11 protein-coding genes are annotated in these 15,197 nt (G+C 70.7%); 3 read left to right on the plus strand and 8 right to left on the minus strand.

The window, feature by feature from the left end; translation table 11 throughout:
• Positions 1–111: 111 nt before the first annotated feature.
• On the minus strand, positions 112–3,450 hold the full coding sequence (locus tag BMY19_RS12620) for a PAS domain S-box protein (RefSeq protein WP_100251922.1): 3,339 nt from the start codon (positions 3,448–3,450) through the stop codon (positions 112–114).
• Positions 3,451–3,668: 218 nt separating this feature from the next.
• Between BMY19_RS12620 and BMY19_RS12625 the strand changes: the two genes are divergently transcribed.
• The 3 genes from BMY19_RS12625 (at position 3,669) to glpT (ending at position 7,630) form a co-directional block, all read left to right on the plus strand.
• Positions 3,669–4,430: a DeoR/GlpR family DNA-binding transcription regulator gene (locus BMY19_RS12625; RefSeq protein WP_020093146.1), complete on the plus strand. Its 762-nt coding sequence runs from the start codon at positions 3,669–3,671 to the stop codon at positions 4,428–4,430.
• 97 nt (positions 4,431–4,527) lie between these two features.
• A complete protein-coding gene (gene glpD / locus BMY19_RS12630) occupies positions 4,528–6,033 on the plus strand; it encodes a glycerol-3-phosphate dehydrogenase (RefSeq protein ID WP_100251923.1) in 1,506 nt (501 codons plus the stop codon).
• A 256-nt stretch (positions 6,034–6,289) separates the two neighbouring features.
• Entirely contained in the window at positions 6,290–7,630 is a 1,341-nt protein-coding gene (glpT, locus tag BMY19_RS12635; protein WP_020093148.1) for a glycerol-3-phosphate transporter, read from the plus strand.
• A gap of 134 nt (positions 7,631–7,764) precedes the next feature.
• On the opposite strand, the gene BMY19_RS12640 is transcribed toward glpT, so the two are convergent.
• From BMY19_RS12640 to BMY19_RS12670, 7 genes are all read right to left on the minus strand, one after another.
• On the minus strand, positions 7,765–9,048 hold the full coding sequence (locus BMY19_RS12640) for a TRAP transporter large permease (protein WP_056533341.1): 1,284 nt from the start codon (positions 9,046–9,048) through the stop codon (positions 7,765–7,767).
• Positions 9,045–9,632 carry a TRAP transporter small permease gene (locus BMY19_RS12645; RefSeq protein ID WP_100251924.1) on the minus strand — a complete coding sequence of 196 codons (588 nt, stop codon included), beginning with the start codon at positions 9,630–9,632 and terminating at the stop codon, positions 9,045–9,047. Before BMY19_RS12645 ends, BMY19_RS12640 begins: the two co-directional genes overlap by 4 nt.
• 28 nt (positions 9,633–9,660) lie before the next feature.
• Positions 9,661–10,662, minus strand: coding sequence for a TRAP transporter substrate-binding protein (locus BMY19_RS12650; protein ID WP_026604925.1), 1,002 nt, complete (start codon positions 10,660–10,662; stop codon positions 9,661–9,663).
• A 169-nt stretch (positions 10,663–10,831) separates the two neighbouring features.
• A complete protein-coding gene (locus tag BMY19_RS12655) occupies positions 10,832–11,635 on the minus strand; it encodes an enoyl-CoA hydratase/isomerase family protein (RefSeq protein WP_100251925.1) in 804 nt (267 codons plus the stop codon).
• Positions 11,632–12,861, minus strand: coding sequence for a CaiB/BaiF CoA transferase family protein (locus tag BMY19_RS12660; RefSeq protein WP_100251926.1), 1,230 nt, complete (start codon positions 12,859–12,861; stop codon positions 11,632–11,634). Before BMY19_RS12660 ends, BMY19_RS12655 begins: the two co-directional genes overlap by 4 nt.
• A 14-nt stretch (positions 12,862–12,875) precedes the next feature.
• Positions 12,876–14,006 carry an acyl-CoA dehydrogenase family protein gene (locus BMY19_RS12665; RefSeq protein WP_244534901.1) on the minus strand — a complete coding sequence of 377 codons (1,131 nt, stop codon included), beginning with the start codon at positions 14,004–14,006 and terminating at the stop codon, positions 12,876–12,878.
• A 5-nt stretch (positions 14,007–14,011) separates the two neighbouring features.
• A complete protein-coding gene (locus BMY19_RS12670; RefSeq protein WP_100251928.1) occupies positions 14,012–15,163 on the minus strand; it encodes an acyl-CoA dehydrogenase family protein in 1,152 nt (383 codons plus the stop codon).
• Positions 15,164–15,197 lie beyond the last annotated feature (34 nt).

A 15,197-nucleotide genomic window follows, 5' to 3' on the forward strand; every position in this document is an offset into this window, starting at 1 on the left:
GTCGCGCGCGGGGGGACGGCACCGTCATCCGTCCGGGTCGGCGGCGCCCGTCTTACACCGCCGGTTGCATCAGCAAACAGCCGGGGGGGCGCGCGTGCGCGCCGCAGCAGCTCACGGCGTCGCCGTCGCGCCCCGCTTCCGCGCGGTGACTTGCCGGAGCAGGCGTCCGAGCTGCTCGGCCGAGTAGGGTTTGTGCAGGACCGAGAATCCGTGCGCGCCGTCCTGCGCGAGGACGTGGCTGTAGCCTGAGGCCAGGAGCACCGGAAGCCGCGGCATCCGGCGCCTGAGTTCCTGCGCGAGGGCCAGCCCGCCCATCCCCGGCATCACCACGTCCGAGAACACGACGTCGAACTCCGTTCCCTCGGGTCCGAGCCGGTCCAAGGCTTCCTCGGCATTCGCCGCCCAGGTGGTCTCGTAACCGAGATCTTCCAGAATCTGCGTGGCGAAGGTGCCGACCTCGACGTTGTCCTCCACCACGAGAACGCGCTGGCCGGAACCGATGGGGGAGGCCGGCTCCGCGGGGGCGACGGCGGCGTACGGCGCGGACTCGGCCGCGACTTCGGGCAGGTAGAGCGTGAAGGTCGTCCCCGCGCCGAGCACGCTCTCGACCGCGACATCGCCGCCGGACTGCTTCGCGAAGCCGAATACCTGGCTCAGGCCCAGGCCCGTCCCCTTGCCGACCTCCTTGGTGGTGAAGAACGGCTCGAAGATCCGGTCCAGCACGTTCGGGGCGATGCCGGAGCCGGTATCGGTGAGCGCGATCGCCGCGAACGGCCGCGCACTCGCCGCGTGCCCGCGGATCGCCGGCAGAGGGCAGGTGCAGGTCAATCGCAGCGTGAGGGTGCCCTCGCCGTCCATCGCGTCGCGCGCGTTGACGGCGATGTTCACCAGCGCCGTCTCGAACTGGCTCAGGTCGGCGCGCACGGCGCAGGAGACCTCCGGGATCGCGGTGACGACCCGGATCCGCGCGCCCGTCACCGTGTCGAGCAGCTCGGCCACGGCCCGCAACCGGTCGCCGAGGTCGAAGACCTGCGGGTCCAGGGTCTGGCGGCGGGCGAAGGCGAGAAGCTGGCCGGTCAGCTTGGCGGCGCGATCGACCGTGTCGGACACCGCGTCGAGGTAGCGGGCCTTGCGCGCCTCGGGCAGCTCGGGCCGGCGCAGGAAGTCGACTGACGAGCGGATGATGGTCAGAAGGTTGTTGAAGTCGTGCGCCACGCCGCCGGTGAGCTGGCCCACGGCCTCCATCTTCTGCGACTGGCGCAGCGCCTCCTCGGTCTTGAGCAGCTCTCCGGTGCGCTCGGCGACACGGCTCTCCAGGGTCTCGTTCAACTCGCGCAGGCCGTCTTCCGCCAGCTTGCGGTCGTGGATGTCGGTCGATGTCCCGAACCAGGCGGTGATGGTCCCCCCGGGATCGCGCAGCGGTTCGGCCCGGGCCATGTACCAGCGATACGCGCCGTCGTGCCGCCGATAGCGCACCTCGATCTCGTAGGTGACACCGCACTCGCGCGCGTCCGCCCAGACCGCCGCCGTCCGCGCGCGATCGTCCGGATGCACCGCCTCGATCCAGCCATCGGGCAGCGACGCCTGCGTGTCGAGGCCGGTATACGCGCACCAGCGGTCGTTCAGGTAATGCAGCCGGCCGTCCGGCGAGGCGAACCAGACGAAGGCCGGCACGACGTCGGTCAGCGTGCGCAGCCGCGCCTCGGCCTCGCGGCGCTCGTCGATGTCGATGACCGAGCCGAAATAGCCGAGGAACGCGCCGTCGGAGGCGAACCGCGGCGACGCGGCGTCGAGCGCCCAGCGGTACCGGCCGTCCCCGTCCCGGAGGCGGTATTCGAGGCGGAACGACGCTCGGTCGGCGTTCGCCGCCAGGAACACCTGTTCGGAGTGGGCGCGGTCGTCGGGATGGATCGCGTCCAGCCAGCCGAGGCCGAGCGCCTCGGCCTCCGCCTGCCCGGTGAACTCGTACCAGCGCCGGTTGAGGTAGATGCACGCCCCGGTCTCGTCGGTGATCCAGGTCATCACCGGCGCGTCGTCCGCCATGGCGCGGAAGCGGGCCTCGCTCTCCCTGAGCCGCGCGTCGGCCTCGTGGCGGAACGTGACGTCGCTGGCCATCCCGAACCACTCGGTGACGGTCCCGTGCCGATCGATCAGCGGCACCGCGCGCGACAGCGTCCAGCCGACGCCGCCGTCGGCGCGCCGGACCCGGTGCTCGAGTTCGAACAGGCCCTTGCGGCTGACCGCGTCGTTGACGGCGGCCATGACCTCAGGCCTGTCGGCCGGATCGACGTAGCGGTCGAGCCAGCGCACGCTCGGCTCCGCCATGTCGGACAGGAAGCCGCGGCCGTCGAGCTGGCGCATCTCCTGCCAGTCCGGGCTCATGCGGTAGACCACGTCGGAGGTCGCGTGGACCAGGGCGCGGAGCCGCGCCTCGCTGAGCCGCAGGCTCGCCTCCGCGCCGACACGCTCGATATGCGCCCAGCAGCGCTCGGTCGCTTCGCGGATGAGCGCGAGCTCGGCGCGCGACCAGCGGTGAGGCCGCGCGTGGTGGACGGCCATCAGGGCGGCGAGCCGTCCGTCCTTCACCAGCGGCATGCAAATGGTGGCCGCGATCCCGATCGCCCGGAAGGCCTCGGCCTCGTGCGGGGCGAGCTCGGCGGCGTTGTCGTTGATGATGAGCGGCCGGCCGGCATTGAGTTCCTGGACGGCCAGGGCGCCGAAATCGGCGAGGCTGTAGTGCCCGAGGATCGAGGGCGCCGTCGGCACGTGCCAGTTGCCGCGGATGGTGAAGCCGTCGCCGTCCGGATCCATGTCGGCGTAGGCGCAATTCGACAGGTTCAGGTGTGCGCCGACGCAGCGCGTGGTGATCTCCAGGATCGTGCCGGCGTCGCGGGCGTTCGCGGTTGCCTGGCCCAGCTGGTCGAGGAAACCGAGGCGGCTCTCGTTCTCGGCGATCCGACGCTCGCTGAGGACGCGCTCGGTGATGTCGCGCACCGTGGCGAGCGTGCCGATCGGTGTCCCGTCGTCGTCCAGGATGGGCGTGTAGTCGAGGTCCATCCAGACCGTCTCCGGACGCCCGTGTCGCCAGAGCTCCAGTTCCTGGGCGCGGAAGCTGAGCGGGCGACTGGCCAGGCCACTCGCGATCACGTGCGCGTTGAAGGCGCGGGCTTCCGGCCAGAGTTCCAGGAGACGCCCGCCGAGGGCCTCCGGATGGCGCGGGCCGCAGACCTCCGCGTAGCCCCAGTTGTAGACCAGGATCCCGTCGCTTCCCCAGATCGCCACCGTCGGGACCGGCGAGAGCAGCAGGGTCTGGACGATGGTCCGGACGGGCGCGGGCCAGGAGGCGATGGCCCCGAGCGGCGTCGCCGCCCAGTCATGACCGCGGATCAGGTCGCCGAGATCCCCGCCTCCGACCGGAGACCAGTTCTGCGGGACGGCCGCGCGCGTCATCGATGCGAATACCGAAACCGTTCCATCGCGGCGCTTGTCGACGCGCGGGCGCGCATCGTCAACATCCGCCGGGCCGGGCCGCGGGGTCCCGAAGTTTCTTCCCGGAGGTGAATCCGCTAGGCGTGAAGGCCGGTTCAGAGCGCGCCTTCGCTTTCCGGCATCGTTCGCGCGTTCGCACCGAAACCGGTTTCGTTTTCGCCACGCGGAGGTCTGAAGGCATGCTCTCGGAGCGTCAGAACGCGATCATGGACGTCGCCCGGACCGAGGGGCGCGTCTCGGTCGATGCCCTGTCCGGCCGGTTCGCGGTCAGCGTGCAGACCATCCGGAAGGACCTGAATGACCTCTGCGACGCGCGCCTCCTCTCGCGCATCCACGGCGGGGCGGTGCTCGGCGCGGGCGCCGAGAACCTCGACTACGAGGCACGCAACGCGATCGCGGCGCCCGAGAAGGCGGCGATCGCGCGCGCGGCCGCCGACCTGATCCCGGACCGCTCCTCGCTGTTCATCAATATCGGCACCACCACCGAGGCCGTTGCCCGGGCGCTGCTGAGCCATTCCGGCCTCATGGTGATCACCAACAACCTCAACGTCGCGCTCGCCCTGCGGCCCAGCCCGGAGATCGAGTGCATCGTGGCGGGTGGCCTGATCCGCCGCTCGGACGGGGGGATCGTCGGGGAGGCGGCGGTGGATTTCATCCGCCAGTTCAAGGTCGATTTCGCGGTGATCGGGGCCTCGGCGATCGACGAGGACGGGGCCCTCCTCGACTTCGACTATCGCGAGGTCCGGGTCGCGCAGGCGATCATCGCCAACGCCCGCCACGTCGTGCTGGTCGCCGATTCCACCAAGTTCGAGCGCAGCGCGCCGGTCCGGCTCGCCCAGCTCAGCCAGGTCGGCACCTTCGTGACCGATCGCTGCCCCAGCGATACGCTGCGCGACCTGTGCCGCGCGTCCGGAGTGCGGCTCGTCGAAACCGGTCGCTGAGCGTATCGGTTTCGATTGACTTTCCTTTGGTTTCGTATTCAATTCCTCTGCTTTCGCAGCCGCGCGTCCGACGCCGCGGCACGAGAGGGGGAGGATCATGCGGACGTTCGACGTTGCCGTCATCGGCGGGGGGATCAACGGCTGCGGCATCGCGCGGGACGCGGCCGGCCGGGGATACTCGGTGTCGCTGACCGAGCAGAACGATCTCGGCAGCGGCACCTCGTCATGGTCGACCAAGCTGATCCACGGCGGTCTGCGCTACCTGGAGCACTACGAATTCCGCCTCGTGCGCGAGGCACTGGCCGAGCGCGAGGTGCTCTGGGGAATCGCGCCCCACATCGTGCGCCCGCTGCGCTTCGTCCTGCCGCTCCACGCGGGCCTGCGTCCGGCCTGGCTGCTGCGGATCGGCCTATTCCTCTATGACCATCTCGGCGGCCGCAAGCGCCTGCCCGGCACGCGCCCCGTGGACCTCTCCGGCCCCATCGGCGCCCCGCTCAAATCCGAGTTCCGGCGCGGCTTCGAGTACTCGGACGCGCGCGTCGACGACACGCGCCTGGTGGTGCTCAACGCGCGCGACGCCGAGGCGCGGGGCGCCGAGATCGCGGTGGGGACCCGCGTCGTCTCGGTCCGGCGCGAGGGCGATCTCTGGCGCATCGTCCGGCGCGAGCTTCGGACCGGCCGCGAGGAGGAGATCGCCGCGCGCTTCCTCGTCAACGCGGCCGGCCCCTGGGTCGACCGGGTGATCCAGGGGCCGCTCGGCCGGAGCGAGGCCAAGCACGTGCGCCTCGTGCAGGGCTCGCACATCGTGATGCGCAAGCTCTACGACCACGACCGGGCCTTCATCTTCCAGAACGCGGACGGGCGCATCATCTTCGCGATCCCCTACGCGAACGACACGACGCTCATCGGCACGACGGACCGTGACTTCTCCGGCGATCCCGCCGACGCGGCGATCACCGAGGAGGAGATCGCCTATCTCCTGAGCGCCGCCAGCGAGTACTTCGCGACGCCGCTTCGTCGGGACGACATCGTCTGGACCTTCTCGGGGGTGCGCCCCCTCTACGACGATCACGCCTCCGCGGCGCAGGAGGCGACGCGCGACTACGTGCTGAAGACGGACGGCGCGGCCGGCGAGGCGGCGGTGCTGAACATCTTCGGCGGCAAGATCACCACCTACCGCAAGCTGGCCGAGGATGCCCTGAAGGAGATCGGTCAGCGCCTCGGGGCGCGCGGCCGCTCGTGGACCGGAGCCGCCGCGCTGCCGGGCGGCGATTTCCCGGTGGACGGGGTGGCCGAGCTCGAGGCGCGCCTCGCCCGCGCCGCCCCCCGGCTCGGCGCCGCCACGGTCGCCCGCATGGTGGCCGCCTACGGGACGGACGCGCTGCGCATCGCCTCGAACCTCGGGCCCGATCTGGGGCACGGCCTCTACGAGGGCGAGTTGCGCTGGATGATGGACCGGGAGTGGGCCCGCACCGCCGAGGACGTCCTCTGGCGCCGGTCGAAGCTCGGTCTCGCCTTCTCGCCCGACGAGGTCGCGGCGCTCCGAGCGCGGATCGCGTCCATGACCGGCCGCACCGACGGCGCGATGGCCGCCGCCGTCTGAGACCGGCAAGGACGCAGCGAGACCGAGAGACGGCGACCCGGCCGAGCCGGAGAGGCGCCGCATCACAGGAGGAAACGATGCCGCGACCGGACCATGCCGTCCACCATCGCCACAGGTCGAGACCGGACGCGCGGATCGCGCGTCGGCGCGCCGATACGGCGCGACGCTGAGCGCTGCACCTCAGCACCCCGTCCAATCCGAGATGCGCCCGGGATGAGCCCGGGTCCATCCGCGGTCTCAAGCACCAAGGCGCGCCATGATCGGCTTTCTCGCTCCCGCGGCCCACAGGCCACCCATTCAGACGGATCGCGTCGATCCGACCTACCGCAAGCTGCGCTGGCAGATCTTCGCGGGCATCTTTCTCGGCTATGCGGGCTATTACCTTCTGCGCAAGAACTTCTCGCTGGCGATGCCCTACCTCGTCGAGCAGGGCTACAGCCGCGGTGAGCTCGGCACCGCGCTCTCCGCCGTCGCGATCGCGTACGGCCTGTCCAAGTTCCTGATGGGCATGGTCTCGGACCGCTCCAACCCGCGCTACTTCCTGCCGATCGGCCTCGTGCTCTCGGCGCTGGTGATGTTCCTGTTCGGCTTCGTGCCCTGGGCGACCTCCAGCGTCGGCATCATGTTCGTGCTGCTGTTCCTCAACGGCTGGTTCCAGGGCATGGGTTGGCCGCCGAGCGGCCGCACGATGGTGCACTGGTGGTCCCAGAAGGAGCGCGGCGGCGTCGTCTCGGTCTGGAACGTGGCGCACAACGTCGGCGGTGGCCTGATCGGCCCGCTCTTCCTGCTCGGCTTGGCCTGGTTCAACGACTGGCACGCGGCGTTCTACGTGCCCGCCGCCGTGGCGCTCGGCGTCGCGGTCTTCGCCTTCATCACCATGCGCGACACGCCGCAATCCTGCGGGCTGCCCTCCGTGGAGGCCTGGAAGGACGATTATCCGGACGGCTACGACGCGAACCACGAGCGCGAGTTCTCCACGCGCGAGATCTTCGTCGAGCACGTGTTGAAGAACCGGATGCTCTGGTACATCGCCTTCGCCAACGTCTTCGTCTACCTGCTCCGCTACGGCGTGCTGGACTGGGCGCCGACCTACCTGAAGGAGGCCAAGCACTTCTCGGTCGACAAGACCTCCTGGGCCTACTTCCTCTACGAGTGGGCCGGCATTCCCGGTACCCTTCTCTGCGGCTGGCTGTCCGACAAGCTGTTCCGCGGCAACCGGGGCGCGACGGGCGTGGTGTTCATGTTCGGCGTCATGGCGGCGACGCTGGTCTACTGGCTCAATCCCGAGGGCAATCCGGGCGTCGACCTCGCGGCCCTGATCTGCATCGGCTTCCTGATCTACGGGCCGGTGATGCTGATCGGCCTTCAGGCCCTCGAGCTCGTGCCGAAGAAGGCGGCCGGAACGGCGGCGGGCTTCACGGGCCTGTTCGGGTACCTCGGCGGCTCCGTCGCGGCGAGCGCGCTGGTCGGCTACACGACCGACCATTACGGCTGGAACGGCTGCTTCATTCTCCTGCTGGCGGCCTGCGTCCTCGCGATCGTCTGCCTGTCGCTGACCCTGCGGCACAGCAGCACCGCGGTCGCGCAGCCTGCCTGAGCGGCGGTTTCCGGGCACGGCAGGGATGCTCAGGCTTCCTGCCGGCCCGTGCCGGTGCGATCGGGACGGGCGCCCGGAGCGGCCGTCCCGGCGCCGAGCGTGACGATCGGATCCTTCCGCCGGTCGTCAGGCCGTCACATCGCCCCGAGCGCCCGCGGGAGCCACAGGGACAGGGCGGGCCAGTAGGTCACTAGGACCAGGAAGGCCAGCATCGTCAGCAGCCAGGGCAGTACGGCGACGGTCAGCTCGGAGATGCCCATATGGGCGATCCCGCTCGCCACGTAGAGGTTGAGCCCGACCGGCGGGTGGCACAGGCCGACCTCCATGTTGACCGCCATGATGATCCCGAAATGGATCGGGTCGATCCCGAGCTTGACCGCGATCGGGAACAGGATCGGCGCCATGATCAGCAGGATCGAGGACGGCTCCATCACGTTGCCGGCGATCAGCAGGATGATGTTGACGACGAGCAGGAAGACCAGCGGGCTGAAGTTCATGGCGATCAGCCACGCCGCCATCGTCTGCGGGATGTTCTCCGACGTCATCAGGAACGAGAACAGCACCGCGTTGGTGATGATGTAGAGCAGCATCGCGCTCATGTTGGCGGACGCGAGGAGCACGCGGGGCACGTCCGACAGCTTCAGGTCCCGGTAGACGAACACCGCGATGACGAAGGCGTAGACGGCCGCCGTCGCGGCCGCCTCGGTCGGGGTGAAGATGCCGGCGTAGATGCCGCCGATCACCATCACCACGAGGAACAGGCCCCAGGCGCTCTCGCGGAAGGCGCGCAGGCGCTCGGCCCAGGACGCCTTCGGCATGCGCGGATAGCCGCGGCGCTTGGCGATGACGAAGGTGACGCTCGCCAGCATGGCCGACAGGACGATGCCGGGCATCACACCGGCGAGGAACAGGTTGCCGATCGAGGAATTCGTCGACACCCCGTAGAGCACGAGGATGATCGAGGGCGGCACGAGGATGCCGAGCGCCCCCGAGGTGGTGATCACCCCGGCGCCGAAGCGCCGTGGGTAGCCCTCCGCCACCATGGCGGGCAGGATGATCGAGCCGATCGCCACCACGGTCGCCACGCTCGACCCCGACACGGCGGCGAACAGCGCGCAGGCGACCACGCCGGCGAGGCCGAGGCCGCCCGGCCAGTGCCCGACGAGGGAGGTCGTGAAGGCGATCATCCGCCGCGCCACGCCGCCATGGGCCAGGAAGTTGCCGGCGAGGATGAAGAACGGGATCGCCATGATCGAGAAGTTCTCGATTCCGGTGAACAGCTTGAGCGCGACGCTCTCGATCGGCACCTGCGTGAGGGTGAACAGGAAGGTCAGCACCGTCAGGCCGAGCGCGATCGAGATCGGCATGCCGGTGAGCATCAGGGCGATGAGCAGCCCGAAGATGATCAGGCCGCTCATGCGGGGCTTCCCTCGCGGCCGAGCTGGATCGGGTCGACGCCCTCGACGGTCGGGACGCCGTCGACATGGGCGTGGTCGCGGGCGGGCAGATGCCCGGTCTTCCAGTAGCTCCACGCGACCTGCAGGAAGCGGAAGCACATCAGGTAGGAGCCGAGCGGGATCGCGAGGTAGACGATCCAGACCGGGATCTCCATGTCGGGCGTCGTCTGGTCGGTGTGGCCGATGCGCCAGACGAAGTTCGTGCCGAGCGTGCCGACGATCCCGGTGAACAGCGCGCCCGCCGCGAGGCTGACCAGGACCATCACCCGGCGCGCGCCCGGCGGCAGGCGGTTGACCAGCACGTCGACGCCGACGTGGATGCCGGTGCGCACGCCGTAGGCCGCGCCGAACTTCGCGACCCAGATGAACATGTAGATGCACAGTTCCTGCGACCAGCCGAAGTCGATCCGGTCGGTGTAGTCCTGCAGCGCCGGGATGCCGGAGAGGAACCGGTGCACCACCGTGGCGAAGGTGATGACGGTCGCGGCCGCCATCAGGGTTCCGATCAGCACCTCTTCGAGCCGATCGAGCAGTTTCAGCAACATGGTCGGTCCGGGCGATGCTGCGGCGGGGTCAGTTGTTCGGCGCAGCCTCGGCTTCCTTGTTGAGCGCCGCGACCAGATCCTTGCCGACGCGGGAAGCCATCTCGCGCTGGACCGGCGCCAGGGCCTTGCGCCACGCCGCGTTCTCGGCCTCGGTCGGCGTGTACACCTCGGTCTTGCCGGTGGCGCGGATGTCGGCGAGCGCCTTCTCGTTCTGCTTGTCGGCGATCTCGTGCTCGTAGGCGGTCGCGTCCTTGATGGCGCCCTCGAGCGTCGTGCGGATGTCGGCCGGCAGCCCGTCCCAGAAGCCCTTGTTCACGATGACCGCGTAGCCGATGTAGCCGTGGTAGGTCAGCGTGGCGTGCTTCTGCACCTCGTTGAGCTTCTGGGTCGTCACGTTCGACGGCGGGTTCTCCTGGCCGTCGACCACACCGGTCTGCAGCGCCTGGTAGAGTTCGGAGAAGGCGAGCACCTGCGGCAGCGCCCCGAGCTGCTTGAACTGCGCCTCCAGAACCTTCGAGGACTGGATCCGGAACTTCAGGCCCTTCACGTCCTCGGGGGCGTGCATCGGCTTGTTGGCGGTGAGGATCTTGAAGCCGTTGTCCCAGTAGCCGAGCCCCTTGATCCCCTTGGTCTCGAGCTTCTTGAACAGGCCCTGGCCGATCGGCCCGTCCTGGACGCGCCGCAGCACCTGCTCGTTGGGGAAGATGTAGGGCAGGTCGAAGGCCTCGAACTCCTTCACGCCGAGGGGCCCGAACTTGCTCGTGGACGGCGCCAGCATCTGCACGGCGCCGAGCTGGAGCATCTCCACCTCCTCCTTGTCCTTGTAGAGCGTGCTGTTGGGGTAGATCTCGACCTTGACCGCGCCCTTGGTGCGCTCCTCGGCGAGCTGCTTGAACCGCTCGGCGCCCTGGCCCTTGGGCGTGTCGGTGGTGGTGACGTGGCTGAACTTGATGACGATGGGGCTCTGCGCCGCGGCCGGCGTGACGAAGGCGAGCGCACACACGAGCGCACCGAGTATCCGAGCCGTCATCGCGTCCTCCCAGACCTGAGCCCGCGTCGTTGCGCGGATTGAATTTTGTATAGACTTGCAGGTGAGCGCGGTGGCGACAAGCGCGAAAGTGCGACGCCGGGGGGAAGATGTCGCCCGCACAAACGTTTCGGTCTTGATGCGGGCGGCAATGGGACCGGGCCCCGACGCGTCAGGTCCTGTCGCGCCCCCCGATGAAAGCCTGCACGGCCTCCCGATGCTCGGGCGTCGCGGTGACGACGGCGTAGTGGGAGGAGATCAGGTCTAGGTTGGTGCGCAGGTCGTTGCGCATGCCCTGGTAGACCGCGCGCTTGATCAGGCTCAGCGTCAGCGGCGGCGCCTTGGCGATTTTCCGCGCCAGCGCCGCCACGGCCGGCATCAGGTCCGCGTCGGCGTGGACGCCGTTGACGAGGCCTATCCGCAGGGCCTCGTCGGCATCGACGAAATCGCTGGTGAAGAACAGCTCCAGCGCCTTCGCGGTCCCGACGAGGCGGGGCAGGAAATGGGCGCCGCCCGCGCCGGGGACGAGGCCGACCCGCACGTAGGTCTCGGCGAAGCGGGCGCTCCTGGCGGCGAAGCGCAGGTCGCACATCAGGGCGAGGTCGAGGCCCGCGCCGGTGGCGACCCCGTTGAGCGCGGCGATCACCGGCTTGTCGAGATCCTCCAGCGTCAGCGGGATGCGCTGGATCCGCCCGTAAAGCTCCTCCTTGCGCCGGGCCGGCGGCTGGTCGAGGCGCTCGCCCATCTCGACGATGTCGCCGCCACTGCAGAAGGCCGAGCCCGCGCCGGTCACCACCACGACGCGGATCGCCGCGTCGGCGCGGCAGCGCTGCAGGGCCGCCGTCCAGGCCTCGATCATCGGGAAGGTGAAGGCGTTCTTCCGCTCGGGCCGGTTCAGCGTGATGGTCGCCACGCCCTCCGCGACGGAGAACAGCAGGTCTTCCCCCGCGCCGCCTGTCTCGCCCGCGCTGCTCATTGGACGGTCTCCTCAAGGGTCAGGGCGGCGATCTCGGCCGGGTCGAGCCCGGCCTCGGCCAGGACCTCGGCGGTGTGCTCGCCGTGCCGGGGGGCGTGGCGGCGGATCGCGAAGCGGCTGCCGCTGAACGAGACCGGCCGGCGCATGGTGCGGTAGCGCCCCTCGCTCGGGTGCTCGGCGCTGCCGAAGAAGCCCACCGCCTTCAGGTGCGCGTCCTCCGGCAGGTCCTCCAGGCCGAGGACCGGCATGCACGGGATGCTCACCGAATCGCAGAACGCCACCCACTCGGCGGTGGTCCGGCGCGTCGCCTCCTCCTCGACCAGGGCGTAGAGGATCTCGATGTTCTCCACCCGCACGGCGAGCGGCGCGAAGCGGGGATCGTCCACGAATTCGAGCCGGCCGGTATGGATGAAGAAGTCGCGCCAGTTCCGGTCCGAGTAGGGCAGGATGCAGGCGTGGCCGTCCCGGGTCCGGTAGGGCTTGCGCCGCGGGCTCAGGACCCGGTTGAAGCCCGGCGGACCGAGCGGCGGCTCGAAGGCGTAGCCGACCATGTGCTCGACGAAGTTGAACTCCACCATGGTCTCGAACATCGGCACCTCGACCGCCTGCCCGCCGCCGCCGGCCCGGCGCTCGTAGAGGGCGGCGAGGATCGCGCAGGCGATGGCCTGCCCGGCGATCTTGTCGCACAGCACCGTGGGCAGGTAGCCGGGCTGGCCATAGGCGGCAGTCTGGAGCGCCGCGAGGCCCGAGCCCGCCTGGATCAGGTCGTCGTAGGCCGCCTTGTGGGCGTAGGGACCGTCGGCCCCGAACCCGTAGGCGCCGCAGAAGACGATGTCGGGCTGGAGCGTGCGCACCCGCGCGTAGCCGTAGCCCAGGCGCAGGATCGCGTCGGGCCGCATGGAGTGGACGAAGACGTCGGCCGTGGCGATCAGCCGGTCGAGGGCGGCCCGCGCCGCCGGCCGCTTCAGGTCGAGGCGAACGCTGCGCTTGTTGCGGTTGAGGTGCAGGAAGTTGCCGCCCATCCCGGCGCCGCGGGCAGGCCGGTAATGCCGGAAGGAATCGCCCTCCGGCGTCTCGATCTTGATCACGTCGGCGCCGAGATCGGCCAGCATATGGGTCGCCGAGGGCCCCATGATCACGCTGGTCAGGTCGACGACCCGCACGCCCGCGAGCGGGCCGGCCGTGTTCGTCTCGGTGGAGTGAGTTTCGGCGGAGTGATCCGGCACGCCTGTCTCCCCTGTCACCCGGCGCCGCCGCGCAGGCGGACCAACATCGGCCAGAGGGCCGCGCCGCCGCCCGCGCAGACCGCGCGCCCGATCCGCTCCTGCCAGAGGGCGTCGGATCCGAACTCGTCGCGCCAGGACCACAGCCGCCGGGTGGCACGATGGAGCGGGTGCTCCTGGGTGAAGCCCATGGCCCCGTGGATCTGGTGGCCGATCGCCGCGACGTGGCCCGCCGCCTCGCCGCAGCGCGCCTTCGCGATGGCGGTGGCGAGGACGAAGCGCGGGTCGCCCCAGCAGGCGGCGGCAAGGTCGGCGGCCGCGGTCGCGGCCGCGACGTGGCCCGCGGCCTCGGCCAGCATGTGCTGGATCGCCTGGAACTTGGCGAGCGGCCGCCCGAATTGCTGCCGCTCCTGGGCGTGAGCGAGGGCCGAGCCGAGGCAGGTCTCCAGGGCGCCCACCATCTGCTGCGCCCGGACCCAGGCGCCGACGGCCTCGACGGAGGGCACGCCCGCGCCGGTCGCCCAGCCTGGCGCGGCGCGGACATCCTCGGCCGGGACGGTGTGGCCCGTTAGGTCGAGCGTGTCGCGCGGCTCGCCCGCGAGATTGTGGTGCGTGTCACGGATCGTCTCGGGGGCGGCGATCCGCACGAGGTGCGGGACGCCGGCCGAGTCGACGGCGTCGAGGAGCAGGGCCGCGACCGAACCGCCCCAGGGCACCTGCGCGACCCGTCCGTCCAGGACGAAGCCCTCCGCGTGCGGCGCGATTCGCACGGGGCCACCGCCCGGGGCCAGCGACAGGGCGCCGTCGCCCGCCTGTCCCCCCGCGGCGACCCAGAGCGCCGCGCCCGCGACGGTCTCCGGCAGGGGCAGGGGGAGGGCGGCCCGGCCGCAGCGCCGGATCAGCCGGGCAGCGGTGGTGGCGGCGAGGCCGATCCCGCCCTCCGCCTCGGGCACCAGCGCCAGCGGCAGGCCGCTCTCGGCGAGCGCCGTCCAGAGATCCGCCGGCCAGAGATCCGCCGCCCTTGCGGCCGCGCCCGCGGCCCCGTCGCAGGCCGACAGCAGCGCCGGCGTGAGGTGCTGGGCGAGCAGCCGCTCGACCTGATCGAGGACGATCCCGTCGACCGCGTCGCCGGCCTCGGCGTGCTCCATCCGGCTCATCGCAGCCCCAGCCCCCGGGCGATGACGCCGCGCAGGACCTCGCGGGTGCCGCCGCGCAGCGTGAAGGACGGTGCCCGCAGGGTCACGCCGCCCAGAGCCTCGCGGAAGGCGTCGCCCTGCGCGGTGAGGCTCGGCTCGACCGGCACCAGCCGACGGGCGATCTCCGGCACCGCGCGCTCGAAGCCGTTGCCGACATCCTTGACGAGCGCCGCCTCGACGCCCGGCACGACGCCCTGATCGAGGAGGCGCGCCACCGAGGCCGACATGCCCAGCAGCGCGGTGAGCTGCGCCACCATCCGCCCGGTCTCGACCGCCTGGAACCGGTCCGGTTCCGGCCCGATCCGGTCGACGAGTTCGACGAGCAGCCGGTAATCCGACAGGAACCGGTCGGGCCCCGAGCGCTCGAAGGCGAGCTCCTCGGTGACGAGACCCCAGCCCGCGCCCTCGGCGCCGATCCGCATCGCGTCGGCGACGCGGTGATCGGTGAAGAACACCTCGTTGAACTCGTGATGGCCCGATAGGTCGAGGATCGGCCGCACCGTCACCCCGGGGGCCGCCATGTCGACGATGAACTGGGTCAGCCCGCCGTGCCGGTCCGGCCCCGGCTCGCCGGTCCGGACCAGGGCCAGCAGGTAGTCGACCTGATGGGCGTTCGTCGTCCAGATCTTGGAGCCGTTGATCACCCAATCGTCGCCGTCGCGGACCGCGCGGGTCCGGACGGCGGCGAGGTCCGAGCCGGAATTCGGCTCGCTCATGCCGATGCCGAAGGCGCAGTCGCCCCGGCAGATCCGCGGCAGGATCGCCCGCTTGGCCGCCTCGGTGCCGTGCCGGAGGATCTGCGGCCCCGACTGGCGGTCGGCGATCCAGTGCGCGCCGCAGGGCGCGCCGGCCGCCAGCATCTCCTCGGTGACGACGAAGCGGAAGAGGCCGGAGCGGCCGTGGCCGCCATAGGCCTCCGGCAGGGTCAGGCCGATGAGGCCCGCGGCCCCCGCGCGCCGGCTGAAGGCGGCGTCGAAGGTCGTCCATGAGGTCCGGTGCGGGACGAAATGCCCGGCCGCCCGTTCCGCGTCGAGGAAGGCGCGGACGGACGCGCGGGCGGCCTCGGCCTCGGGCGGGAGCGGCTCGGCGCTGAAGCGGAAACTGTGCATCGGGGCTCCCTGAGCGGCGGGACGGGCTGGCGGC

It is taken from the genome of Methylobacterium sp. UNC300MFChir4.1 (assembly GCF_900110155.1).
In the GTDB taxonomy this organism is placed as follows: domain Bacteria; phylum Pseudomonadota; class Alphaproteobacteria; order Rhizobiales; family Beijerinckiaceae; genus Methylobacterium.

What these genes read in the sequence shown, in the direction of transcription:
- BMY19_RS12620 (WP_100251922.1), bottom strand. Translation starts at nt 3,450, where the DNA reads ATGACGCGCGCGGCCGTCCCGCAGAACTGGTCTCCGGTCGGAGGCGGG.
- BMY19_RS12625 (WP_020093146.1), top strand. Translation starts at nt 3,669, where the DNA reads ATGCTCTCGGAGCGTCAGAACGCGATCATGGACGTCGCCCGGACCGAG.
- glpD (WP_100251923.1), top strand. Translation starts at nt 4,528, where the DNA reads ATGCGGACGTTCGACGTTGCCGTCATCGGCGGGGGGATCAACGGCTGC.
- glpT (WP_020093148.1), top strand. Translation starts at nt 6,290, where the DNA reads ATGATCGGCTTTCTCGCTCCCGCGGCCCACAGGCCACCCATTCAGACG.
- BMY19_RS12640 (WP_056533341.1), bottom strand. Translation starts at nt 9,048, where the DNA reads ATGAGCGGCCTGATCATCTTCGGGCTGCTCATCGCCCTGATGCTCACC.
- BMY19_RS12645 (WP_100251924.1), bottom strand. Translation starts at nt 9,632, where the DNA reads ATGTTGCTGAAACTGCTCGATCGGCTCGAAGAGGTGCTGATCGGAACC.
- BMY19_RS12650 (WP_026604925.1), bottom strand. Translation starts at nt 10,662, where the DNA reads ATGACGGCTCGGATACTCGGTGCGCTCGTGTGTGCGCTCGCCTTCGTC.
- BMY19_RS12655 (WP_100251925.1), bottom strand. Translation starts at nt 11,635, where the DNA reads ATGAGCAGCGCGGGCGAGACAGGCGGCGCGGGGGAAGACCTGCTGTTC.
- BMY19_RS12665 (WP_244534901.1), bottom strand. Translation starts at nt 14,006, where the DNA reads ATGGAGCACGCCGAGGCCGGCGACGCGGTCGACGGGATCGTCCTCGAT.
- BMY19_RS12670 (WP_100251928.1), bottom strand. Translation starts at nt 15,163, where the DNA reads ATGCACAGTTTCCGCTTCAGCGCCGAGCCGCTCCCGCCCGAGGCCGAG.